This window comes from Streptococcus penaeicida (assembly GCF_002887775.1).
In the GTDB taxonomy this organism is placed as follows: domain Bacteria; phylum Bacillota; class Bacilli; order Lactobacillales; family Streptococcaceae; genus Streptococcus; species Streptococcus penaeicida.
The window spans coordinates 1-11,944 of the sequence record NZ_LOCM01000003.1 but is presented as its reverse complement, the minus strand read 5'-3'; the positions used below and the strand labels follow the sequence as shown (position 1 = coordinate 11,944).

At 38.5% G+C, this 11,944-nt stretch carries 7 protein-coding genes and 2 pseudogenes; 1 reads left to right on the top strand and 8 read right to left on the bottom strand.

The window, feature by feature from the left end:
- Window positions 1–15: 15 nt before the first annotated feature.
- From AT575_RS00225 to AT575_RS00190, 8 genes and pseudogenes are all read right to left on the bottom strand, one after another.
- Window positions 16–3,739: pseudogene (locus tag AT575_RS00225) on the bottom strand (phosphoribosylformylglycinamidine synthase).
- Between the two features lie 36 nt (window positions 3,740–3,775).
- Entirely contained in the window at window positions 3,776–4,483 is a 708-nt protein-coding gene (gene purC / locus AT575_RS00220) for a phosphoribosylaminoimidazolesuccinocarboxamide synthase (protein ID WP_102776654.1), read from the bottom strand.
- Between the two features lie 198 nt (window positions 4,484–4,681).
- Window positions 4,682–4,927 carry a phosphopantetheine-binding protein gene (locus AT575_RS00215; RefSeq protein WP_102776653.1) on the bottom strand — a complete coding sequence of 82 codons (246 nt, stop codon included), beginning with the start codon at window positions 4,925–4,927 and terminating at the stop codon, window positions 4,682–4,684.
- Window positions 4,920–5,927, bottom strand: coding sequence for a phosphate acyltransferase PlsX (plsX, locus tag AT575_RS00210; protein ID WP_102776652.1), 1,008 nt, complete (start codon window positions 5,925–5,927; stop codon window positions 4,920–4,922). Before plsX ends, AT575_RS00215 begins: the two co-directional genes overlap by 8 nt.
- Before the next feature lie 160 nt (window positions 5,928–6,087).
- Window positions 6,088–6,861, bottom strand: coding sequence for a DNA repair protein RecO (recO, locus tag AT575_RS00205; protein ID WP_102776651.1), 774 nt, complete (start codon window positions 6,859–6,861; stop codon window positions 6,088–6,090).
- A complete protein-coding gene (locus AT575_RS00200; RefSeq protein WP_102776650.1) occupies window positions 6,851–8,029 on the bottom strand; it encodes a pyridoxal phosphate-dependent aminotransferase in 1,179 nt (392 codons plus the stop codon). Before AT575_RS00200 ends, recO begins: the two co-directional genes overlap by 11 nt.
- Window positions 8,030–8,139: 110 nt before the next feature.
- Window positions 8,140–9,099 (bottom strand): ribose-phosphate diphosphokinase, encoded by a 960-nt coding sequence (locus tag AT575_RS00195; protein WP_102776649.1) that lies wholly within the window; start codon window positions 9,097–9,099, stop codon window positions 8,140–8,142.
- Window positions 9,100–9,210: 111 nt separating this feature from the next.
- On the bottom strand, window positions 9,211–10,566 hold the full coding sequence (locus AT575_RS00190) for a CHAP domain-containing protein (protein WP_102776648.1): 1,356 nt from the start codon (window positions 10,564–10,566) through the stop codon (window positions 9,211–9,213).
- A gap of 448 nt (window positions 10,567–11,014) precedes the next feature.
- On the opposite strand from AT575_RS00190, the pseudogene AT575_RS00185 reads away from it, so the two are divergent.
- A pseudogene (locus AT575_RS00185) lies at window positions 11,015–11,944 on the top strand (ISL3 family transposase); the annotation flags it as partial.

Sequence of the window (11,944 nt, the reverse complement as noted above, 5' to 3'; positions counted from 1 at the left end):
AGAATTTTTCAAACCTTATTTTCCGGTAAAGTAAGCTACCGCTGCGGCAAATATGCCTTGATCTTTTTGTCCTGGAATATTTTGGAAGAGACCCTCTTCATAACGTTCAGAGTGACCCATTTTACCAATAATTTGACCATTTAGCTGGTAATGCCTTCAATAGCATGGCTTGAGCCATTTGGATTGTATTTGGAATCCATGCTTGGTTTACCCTCAAAATCAACGTACTGACTGAATATTTGACCATTATCACGGAGAGCCGCAAATTCTTGATCAGTGACCACAAATTTACCTTCACCATGTGACACTGGAATAGCATGAATATCACCAACAGCTACTTTTGAAAGCCATGGGGAATTGGTATTGGCAATCCGTGTTTCTACCATCTTGGCAACGTGCTGGTTAGCATCATTGTAAAAGAGTGTCGGGCTGGTTTCACTGGCAGAATCAAAGTTTCCATAAGGAAGGAGTCCTGACTTAACCAAAGCTTGGAAGCCATTACAGATACCAATAATCAGTCCACCTTTAGCAATAAAGGCATCAATGGCTGCACGGACCTTAGCATTAAGGAGAATGTTAACAATAAATTTAGCAGAACCATCAGGTTCATCAGCTGCTGAAAAGCCACCAGCGAAGAAGATAATGTTAGCTTCTTCAATATTTGCTACCATGGTATCGACAGAAGCCACAATTGCTTCTTCATTCAAGGTTACAAATGGTACCATGTTGACTTTTGCCCCTTCTTTTTCGAAGGCTTTGGCTGAATCATATTCTGAGTTTGTTCCTGGGAAGACTGGAATGTAAACCGTTGGTTGGGCTATGGTTTCAGTCGCTTCAATGACTTGTTTATTGTTGACTTCTGGGACTTGCGCTAGCTCTTGGGACTGAGTGAATGCTGTGGGATAGATATCTTCTAATTTGCCCTCAAAGGCCTCAAGAAGCTCAGCTCCTGGCATCTCAATTCCGTTGACTGTTAAGGTAAAGTCTGGGATGGTGTAGCCTAGTTTTTCTGCGCCAGCGATTTCTTCGGTAGAAGTGAAGACAAAGCCGCCTAATTGTCCTGAAAGACTGTCAGCTAGGTTTTTAAGAGTAATTTGAGCACCGATTTGGTTACCGAAAGTCATTAGTGCTAGACTTTCCATAAGACCGCCATATTTAATAGCAGATGCTGCAGTGATTTGGTGTTCTTTTTGGATTGTTTCAAAGTTTTGGAAGTTAGCTTTGATGCTTGTGAAATCAATAGCTTCAGAAATGGCTTGACCTGGTAGATAGTAAATATACTGTCCAGCTGCTTTAAATTCTGGAGATAATACCTTATCAACATTAGCCGTTGTCACACCGAAGGAACAAGTGTTGGTGGAACGGTGATATCTTCAAAAGTTCCAGACATGGAGTCTTTACCACCAATTGATGGCAAACCTAGTTGGATTTGAGCTTCGACAGAACCAAGTAAAGCTGCAAGGGGTTGACCAAAGTTTTCAGCCAATTTATCCATGCGTTGGAAATACTCTTGATAAGAGAAACGAGCCTTGTTCCAGTTAGCACCAGTAGCAACTAAACGTGCAGTTGCTTCGATGACAGCATAAGCTGCCCCATGGTAAGGTGACCATTCCGCAATATAAGGGTTATAACCTTGAGCCATAACTGAAGCTGTCTTCGTAACACCATTTTGAACTGGTAATTTTTGAACAGAACTTTCTGTTGGTGTCATTTGGTAACGACCACCTAAAGGATGGTTAACGGTTGAACGACCAACAGAGCTATCAAAAATGGTTTGGAGACCTTTTTGTGAAGTATGGTTTAATTCTGATAGTAAGGCTTTTGTATCAGCTAATACTGTTTCTTGCGAAGTTTTACGTTGAGCTGGCAAAGCGACGTTTTTATCAACAACTTTAGCATCAACCACAACGCGAACGCCATTAGTATCAAGGAATGAGCGTTCAATATCAACAATCGTTTGACCATTCCAAGTCATCACTAAATTAGCTTTTTCTGTCACCTTAGCAACAATAACCGCTTCAATATTTTCTAAATGACAAGCTTCAATAAAGGCAGTTGCATCTTCTGGAGCAACAACAACAGACATCCGTTCTTGTGACTCAGAGATGGCAATTTCAGTACCGTTTAAGCCTTGATATTTCAAAGGCACTTTGTCTAAGTCAATTTCTAAACCGTCAGCAAGTTCACCGATAGCCACACAGACACCACCAGCACCAAAGTCATTAGATTTCTTGATCAATCGCGTCACTTGACCATTACGGAAAAGACGTTGAATCTTGCGTTCTTCAATGGCATTCCCTTTTTGGACTTCTGCACCAGCCGTTTCAACTGACTCAACGGTTTGTACTTTAGAAGAACCTGTGGCACCACCGACACCGTCACGACCCGTTTTACCACCTAGAAGGATAACAAGGTCGCCAGCAAGAGGTTTTTCCCGAACCACATTGGCTTTAGGAGCAGCACCGACAACAGCACCCAACTCCATGCGTTTAGCCACAAAACCTGGGTGGAAATATTCCTTAACATATGTAGTCGCTAGACCAATTTGGTTTCCATATGAAGAATAGCCGTGCGCCGCAGTTTTTGAAATGACTTGTTGCGGTAATTTACCTTGACGAGTCTCCGAAAGCGGCATGGTGATATCGCCTGCGCCCGAAATACGCATGGCTTGATATACAAATGACCGACCCGATAATGGATCGCGGATGGCACCACCAATACAGGTCGCTGCACCACCAAAAGGTTCAATCTCAGTTGGATGGTTATGGGTTTCGTTTTTGAACATCAATAACCAAGGCTCTTTAACACCGTTAACATCAACTTCGATTTCAACCGAACAAGCATTAATTTCATCTGAAACTTCCATGTCATCAAGACGGCCATTAGCTCGCTCGTAACGACCAAAAATAGTCGCCATATCCATCAATGTTTGTGGCTTTTCAGAACGTCCTAATTCTGACCGCATAGCCAAGTACTTATCATAAGTTTCCTGCAACTGCTTTTCAAAACGAGAAGCCGAAAAATCAATAGCTTTTAATTCTGTTTCAAAGGTTGTATGACGGCAATGGTCAGACCAGTAGGTATCAAGAACTTTTAATTCTGTTTCCGTTGGCACGCACCCAATACCCTTGTAATAGTCTTGAATGAAGATAAGGTCATCCACTTCCATGGCTAGGCCTTCATTAGCTTTATAGGTCGCAAAATCCTCTGCAGTATAAGAAGTAAAGAAATCTAAATTTGGAATGCTTTTATCAGACTCTGAAAAATCATGGTGTTGAATCCCTTGACTAATATCTTTAAAACGAGAGTCCACTGGGTTAAGCAAGTAAGCCTTAATAGCAGCCAAATCGTCTTCTGCAATGTCTTTATTAACTAAGAATAGCTGCGCTGTATTGACGATGACATCTGAAGAACCACCTAAAAGCAGAATAGCTTCCTGAGAGCTGGCTGCGCGTTGATCAAATTGCCCAGGAAGAGATTCAATGGCGAAAAAGGCATAATCCGCTAAATCTGCCATCACATCTTCCTCAACTAAGATATTATCAGTCACTTGCTCAGCAAAAATTTGTTGCTCTGCCTTATCCATGAGTTGCTCACTTAACTGAAAAACATCGTAAACCTGAATAAGCCTTAATGTTTTTAATGAAGCAACTTGTAAATTATGCTTTAATTCTTTAACTAGTGATTCTGACTTGATTTGAAAATCAGCTTTTTTTTCAACAAAAATCCGTTTATCCATTTTTTATCCTTTTGTCCTTTTTTCGTTCGCTACCAATTAATTTGAAGCTCTTAACTTATCCAAAACCTCTTGGTAGACATCTGTTAGACTACCTAAATCACGTCTAAAGACATCCTTGTCCATATGGTTACCTTGTGCATCCCAAAGACGACAGTTATCTGGAGAAAACTCATCTGCTAAGATAATATGACCTTCTTTATCGAAACCAAACTCTAATTTAAAATCAATCAAGCGGAGATCAATCTCTTTAAACCATTGGCTGAGAAGCTTATTAACACGTCTGGTCTCTGCTTTGATATAGGCAATATCTTGAGGACTAGCAATTTTTAAAAATTGAATATGTTCCTCATTAATGAAAGGATCGTCTAGTTCATCTTTTTTATAGTAGAATTCAATAATTGCTTCTTCTAATTGAAGCCCTTCTTCAACACCAAAGCGTTTTGAGAAAGAACCCGCTGTAACATTACGAAGAACGACTTCTAAAGGAATAATGGTAACTTTTTTATTCAGTTGTTCAGTATCCGAAATTTGCTTAATAAAGTGTGTTTTAACGCCAGCTTTATTCAATCTTTCAAAAATTAAAGATGAAATCTGATTGTTTAATACTCCTTTACCTGAAATGGTCTCTTTACGTGCGCCATTTAACATGGTCGCTTGATCCTTGTAAACGGATTTGATAACATCCTGATCCTCTGTCGCATAGATGTCTTTAGCTTTCCCGGAATAAATTAGGTCCTTGTTCATTAATTGTTCGCCTTTCATATACTTTCGAATAAAGAATACCATATATATGGATAATATTCAATGTTTTGTCGACAATTAACAAAATTGTAATTTTAAATGTTCGGATTTTATCCTTATTTCCTGATTTAGATAGAGAAAAAGACCGAATTTGATAACAAAAAAAGAGGCTAGCCTCTTATAGGCATTACCCCTTTATTCTTATTTTGCCAAACGACCTTCAAGATAATCAATGAGATTGCTGATTTTAGTTAAATCTTCAACATCTTCATCAGGTATACTAATGTTGAAAGCATCCTCAACATTAATAATAAATTCTGTTAATTCAATGGAATCAACTGCGATATCATCTTTCAAGCTTGTTTCTTCTGTCAGAACAAATTCTTTTGTATCATCCTGTTCAATCATGATTTCTTGTAATTTTACTAAAATAGCTTCTCTAGTCATTGCTACTAGTCTCCTTAGAAAATTCTTCTACTAATTGTCCAACCACATCGGTTTCTAACATGGAGCGAATTTGTTTAATGGTATAGAAAATGGATTTGGCATCACTGGAACCATGCGATTTGACAACTGGTGCTTTGAGGCCGAAGAGTACCGCTCCACCAGCTCCGGAGTAATCCAGTGAATTCTTCATGTCCATCAAGCTGTCCTTCAAGAGAAGGGCTCCCACTTTAGCTTTAAAGCCGCCGCCTTTGATGGATGTTTTTAACTGCTTCATAATACTTAGTGCTGTTCCTTCAATGGATTTAAGCACGGCATTTCCCGTAAAACCATCGGCAACAACGACGTCAGCTACTCCAGCCATGAGGTCACGAGCTTCAATATTGCCAATGAAGTTTAAGCCTGGATCGGCTGCTAGTAGAGCATAAGTTTCTTTGCGAAGTGGGTCACCTTTAGTATCTTCTGTTCCATTATTGAGGAGACCGACACGTGGTTGAGCAATGCCTCTGAGGTTCTTAGCATAAAACGAGCCTAAAATAGCGTATTGATGCAAGTGGGCCGCTGTATTTTCAGCATTTGCGCCTAGGTCAAGCATATCAAAGCCTTTTTGATCATTTGTTGGTAAGGTTGATAATAAACCTGGACGGTCCACGCCCTTAATGCGACCAACAACAAAGAGTCCTGCTGCTAATAAGGCACCTGTATTGCCAGCTGAGAGCACAGCTTGTGCCTGGCCATCTTTAACAGCTTTGGCAGCTAAGACCATTGAAGCATTTTTCTTGCGACGAATGGCTTTGGCTGGTTCATCATCAGAGTTGATTTTTTCATCAGTATGAATAATCGTTACACGGTCTGATGGGGTTAAATAAGTTTTTATTTTTTCCTGATCTCCATACAATTGAATCTGAATATCAGAAAAACTTTCAATAGCTTTGTTTACACCTTCTACTATAGCTTTGGGTGCATTGTCTCCACCCATGGCATCAACGGCGATAATTTTCATGTGATTGCAACTCCTTTTACCTTCCATTAGCTTGGAATAACGACCTTATTATAGCATAAAGTCATATCATTTCACAGTAGCTAGGTGTGTATCTGATACCTGAAAAAGCTTAATCTATGCAAAAGAGCTCGCCGATAGCAATCGACTAACTCTTCTCAGGTTATTTTGAGGGTTCATTGGATTTCATAATCTGACCCCATTGGTCTAAATCATCAATAAACTTTTTGCTTTTTAAATGAATACCAACATAGTCTTCATAAAGCTCATCTATAAACTGGCGTAGTTTGGCTTTCATTTCAGGCTTTAAAGAGATGGTTTTTAAGTCATCAAAATGGACATTTTGAAATTTATCTAATAAATAGAGAACATTCGGATCTAAGTGATTACGATGCGCATCTTCTTGCAAATGTTGTGGACATAAAGGTCCTGAATACTTATGGGAGAAATCAAATGGTAAGCCAACGCGGTGACAAAAGACACATTCATGGAAGTTCAAATGAACACCAAAGCGTTCCAAGATTTGAATTTCAAAAATATTAGTCACAATTTCATAATCTAAGCCTTCTTCCATCAAATCTAGTGTTTTCTTTAGAAAGGCAAAGAGCTGACTGTCAGCCTCATTATCTGGAATGGCAGCATCTGCTAATGACATGACATAGGAAGCATAGGCTAAGCGATAAAGATCCTGGTTAATGTTAGGATAGGTTTCCACAGCGTTGTAATCATCAATATAGGATAGTCCTGTTTGGTTAATCTTCATTAAAAAGTCAGCGACAGTTAAGGGTTGAATAACTGAGGCCACTTTTGACTTACTGGCGTGTTTGACAAAGAACATCCGTTTGCCTGCTGTTTCAGTAAAAATCTTAACCAATTTATCGTCTTCACGATAGTTTTTATTGTATAGGACCAGTCCAAGGCTTTCTTTATTGTCCATAATTTTCCATGAATGCTCTTAGACGAGCCATAGCTTCAACAATAGTTGCCATACTTGCGGCATAGGATAGACGGATGTAGCCTTCTCCGTATTGACCAAAGGCAATTCCTGGAATAAGGGCTAATTTCTCTCTTTTAGCTAAATCTTGACAGAACTTAAAGGAATCTTCTTGCCCAAAACCTTCTGGAATTTTAGCAAAGATATAAAAGGCTCCATCAGGTCGAATGATAGAAAAACCAAGTTTAGTCATTTCTTCAATGATGTAATCGCGACGCAAGATATATTCACGCTTCATTGGGAGTGTATCATTGATACCTTCCGTTAATGCTTCAATTCCCGCATATTGTGCCATTGTAGTAGCTGCTGTAACGAGGTACTGGTGACTCTTGAGTAATTCGTGTGCCAGTAATTCTTTTGCAAAAATAAAGCCTAAGCGCCAACCTGTCATGGCATGAGATTTGGACAAACCGTTTACTAAGATGGTTTGGTCTGGGAGAAACTCTGCTATTGATACGTGACCTTGGTCAGTATAGTTAAGTTCGGAATAAACTTCGTCCGAAACCACAAATACTGGGAATTTTGGGAGGACTTGAGCGAATGAGGCCATTTCTTCTCGTGAATAAGTAACACCAGTTGGATTTGTCGGAAAATTTAAGAGTACTGCCTTGACTTTTTCACCTTCAGCAATTAAAGCTTCTTCTAGCGCCTCTGCCGTTAGGATGAAGTTATTAGCTGTTGTGTCTATCTCAACAATTTCAGCGCCCGCTAAAGTCACTATGGGCTCGTATCCGGGATATGCTGGTGCTGGCAAGAGAACTTTATCACCTGCTTCTAGGATGGCTAAGAGAGAGGCTGAGAGGGCTTCAGTAGCACCGATGGTAACCATGACCTCATTCTCAGGATTATAGTCTAATTTGTACTTGGTTTTGACAAAGTCACTAGCGGCTTTTCTAAGTGCAGGCAAGCCACTCATTCCTGTATAATGAGACTGATTATCATCAATAGCTTTCTTAGCTGCTTCTTTGACATGATCCGGCGTCGTAAAATCAGGTTCACCTAAAGTCAACTTAATCATTCCTGGTATTTCAGAAATGGACTGATCAAATTGCCTTATGAGCGAAATTTCAATTTTACCAAGTTGTTTGTTAAATCTGTGACTTAAATCCATAATGTGCCTCCCTTTAAATGAATACTACTATTATACCGAAAATCGAAAAAATAACCATAAGATATTAAAGGCCACAAAAGCAAAAAAGTAGTCAAAGACTACTTTTCATATTAATCTACTTCAAATAATGGTGATAATGGACGTTTTTCATGAATTCTGATAATAGCTTCACCAATAAGATCAGCAATTGAAATTTGGTCAATTTTATCAATCAAACGTTCTTCTGGAAGGAAAATAGTGTCTAAAACAACTAATTTCTTAATAGCTGAGTTTTGGATATTGTCTAAAGCAGGTCCTGATAATACTGGGTGAGTACATGATGCATAGACTTCTGTTGCACCAGCTTCAGCAAGAGCATCCGCGGCATGACAAATGGTTCCAGCAGTATCAATCATATCGTCGATAAGAATACATTTTTTACCGTCAACATTACCGATAATATTCATAACCTCACTAGTATTCATTTTATTAACACTTCGACGTTTATCAATAATTGCAATTGGTGTATGAAGGAATTGTGCTAATTTTCGAGCACGAGTTACCCCACCATGGTCTGGACTTACAACAACAACATCTTGACCAACTAATCCATGACGATCAAAATATTCGGCGATTAATGGAGCGCCCATTAAGTGATCGACAGGTATATCAAAGAAGCCTTGAATCTGAGCTGCGTGTAAATCAACTGTTAGTAAGCGATCAACACCGGCAACTTCTAGCATATTAGCAACTAATTTTGATGTAATAGGCTCGCGAGATCGAGCTTTACGGTCTTGACGTGCATATCCATAGTAAGGCATAACAACACTGACTGTTTCAGCACTAGCACGTTTTAAAGCGTCTACCATGATAAGGATTTCCATCAAATTATCATTAACAGGTGAACTGGTAGACTGTAAAATGAACACATGGTGTCCTCGAATGGATTCCTCAATATTAACTTGAATTTCACCGTCTGAAAATTGACGAACGGTTGACTTTCCAAGTGAAATACCCATAGAATCAGCAACTTTTTCCGCTAGTTCCTTGTTTGACGAAAGGGCAAACAATTTTAAATCAGAATAAGACATTTTTTCCTCCAAACTTTTAATCCCTTACCATTTTAACCCTTTTCAGGGATTTTTTCAATTCTTTTAGTAATAGTAAGCATTAAAAAAGACCAGCTAAGCTGGTCACTTTTATTAATTTGGATAAATATATACGGCTGAACCTTGGTAAGTAGCAGTTGGGTTGAACCATCCACGGTAGTTACCAATTGATTGAATTCCGTTATAGTTACTTTCCATAACTTGAATCTTAGTTGAGCTTTCAACGGCTGTTACATAAGCAACGTGACCGTATCCACCACCAGTCCATACTGCAACTGATCCAACTACTGGAGTTGAACCTACAGAGTAACCTGCTGCAGCTGCACTAGAAGCCCATTGTCCACCATTACCCCAGTAATTACCAACCCAAGGAGCTAATGATTTAACACCCCAAGTACATTGACCAACTGGGTAAGTATTAGCAGCGCTATAAGTTTGTTTTGGAGTTGTAGAAACTGTTCTTGTTACAGTAGAAGCTACAGGAGCAGTTGAAGCTGCTGGTTTAGCTGATGCAACTGGAGCTGTACTTGCTGCTGGTGCAGTTGAAGCCGCTGGAGCTGCGCTTGCTGCTGGTGCAGTTGAAGCCGCTGGGGCTGTGCTTGCTGCCGGTGCAGTTGATGTAGCTGGAGCTGTGCTTGCTGCTGGTGCAGTTGAAGCCGTTGGGGCTTGTGATTGAGCAAGTTCTGCTTGAGCTTTTGCAACTGATTCAGCCTGAGCTTTTGCTTCCGCTTCAGCTTTTGCTTGTGCAGCTGCTTCAGCTGCAGCTTTTTCAGCTGCTACGCGTTCTGCTTCAGCCTTTTGACCTTGAAGGTTAGTTTTTTCAGCTTGCGCACTTGCCATTTGTTCTGATAATGTAATTTTAGCAACTTCTAAATTAGCTTTTTGAGTTTCCAATGAAACCTTATTTGCTACAATAGTTTCCATGTTAGCAGCAACAGTATTAATTGCTTCTTGGTTTTCAGTTTGTTTTACTTCAAGTGATTCTTTATCAGATTTTTGTTGGTTTAACATTTTTGCATTCGCAGTTACAACTTCACGAATTGCAGCAATACGATTAATAGCATCTGAAATTGATTTAGAATTTAATAAAGTATTGATGTAACTTGTTGTTGTGTTACCACGTTGAGCACTACGAGCTTGTTTTTTCAAAGCTTCATTACGAGCAACAATCTTGCTTGAAAGTGATTGGATTTCTTTTCCTAATTTTTCAGATTTTGCTTGTAATTCATTGTTTTGTGCTGTTAAAGTATCTTGCTCAGTTTGCAAAGAACCAATTTGTGTTTGTAATGTTGTAACTTGTTCTTGTGCAGCAGTTTGCTCTGCTGTAAGATTAGAAATAATTGTATCTTGAGCAGCAATTTTGGCATCAAAATCATCCGCTTGAACAATTGAAGCTGCTCCAAGGGTTACACCACTTACAAGAACTGCTGATAAAATTCTCTTTTTCATTATAGTAAACTACTCCTTTTCGATAAGACATCATATATTGTACCAAAAAAAAGCCCAATTAATGTTACGCATTTGTTACAGTTATATGTAATAATTAATAAAAAATTTTAGTAATCTATTTAGAAAATATTACAAAAAATTCAACTTTGTAAAGTATTAACAGAAAGTCTATATTTAATATGTAGAATCTTCTAAAATGTATAAAATCAAATTATTGATCCATAGAAATTAAAGAAAATAAAAAATAATCCAATGGTTGTTATACTTCATAAATTTAAGAAACAAAAAAGCCCCGAGGAGCTATAAAAACGGGCTCTATAATTTCTGTAGTGGGTAAATCCACTAAAGAGATTATAGGGTCTTTTTCTTTTTCTAAATTCTTCACACAAAAAAAGCCCCATATGACCTATAATGAAAAGCGACAAACAATATCATTAGAAAGAATCATATGGAACTACTTAAGAATACCACAGAATTGCTTGGTTTAAAAGACCCTAATATCAAAATGTTATTTGTTTTAAAACATCAAACTCATATCGAAATGTTATTTGTTTTAAAACATCAAACTCATATCGAAATGAGAGCTAAGCTAGATTACAAGCCTACTCTTTGTCCTCATTGTAAAGGCACTATGATCAAATATGACTTTCAGAAACCATCAAAAATTCCTATACTTGATTGCCAAGGATTTCCTTGTGTTCTCCATCTCAAAAAGCGTCGCTTCCAATGTAAATCGTGCTTTAGAGTGACTGTTTCGGAGACTCCTCTAGTTCTAAAGAATCATCAAATATCTCAGCCTGTACTATTTAAGATTACCCAACTCCTCACTAATACAATGACGAATTCTGATATTGCTAGAACCCTTCATGTCTCTGTATCTCTTGTTCAACGTAAGTTAGCACAATTTACCTTCAAAGAGGGATTTTCATCTTTACCAGAGATACTATCCTGGGATGAGTTTTCTCGCAACAAAGGAAAACTAGCTTTTATTGCTCAAGATTTTGAAACGCGCAAAGTCATCACTATTCTTAACAATAACCGTCAAACCACCATCAAAAATTATTTCTATAAATACACTTGAAAGGTGAGAGAACATGTTAAAGTTGTAACTGTTGATATGTCAGGAAGCTATATTCCTATCATTAAGCAATTGTTCCCTAAAGCTAAGATTGTTCTTGATCGCTTTCATATTATCCAACACTTATCCCGTGCTATGATGACGACAAGAATAGCCATCATGAAATCTTTTGTTACTAAATCTCAGACTTACCGTCTCTTGAAATACCATTGGCGATTCTTTCAGAAAGACAGCGTAAACTCTCAGTTAAACCCTTTTACTGCAGAACCTTAGGTCAAACTGTAACTCCGAAGGAAGTGA

Bases quoted from the DNA above. Each gene is read 5' to 3' on its own strand.
- purC (WP_102776654.1), bottom strand. From the start codon at position 4,483: ATGAACAAGGACCTAATTTATTCCGGGAAAGCTAAAGACATCTATGCG.
- AT575_RS00215 (WP_102776653.1), bottom strand. From the start codon at position 4,927: ATGACTAGAGAAGCTATTTTAGTAAAATTACAAGAAATCATGATTGAA.
- plsX (WP_102776652.1), bottom strand. From the start codon at position 5,927: ATGAAAATTATCGCCGTTGATGCCATGGGTGGAGACAATGCACCCAAA.
- recO (WP_102776651.1), bottom strand. From the start codon at position 6,861: ATGGACAATAAAGAAAGCCTTGGACTGGTCCTATACAATAAAAACTAT.
- AT575_RS00200 (WP_102776650.1), bottom strand. From the start codon at position 8,029: ATGGATTTAAGTCACAGATTTAACAAACAACTTGGTAAAATTGAAATT.
- AT575_RS00195 (WP_102776649.1), bottom strand. From the start codon at position 9,099: ATGTCTTATTCTGATTTAAAATTGTTTGCCCTTTCGTCAAACAAGGAA.
- AT575_RS00190 (WP_102776648.1), bottom strand. From the start codon at position 10,566: ATGAAAAAGAGAATTTTATCAGCAGTTCTTGTAAGTGGTGTAACCCTT.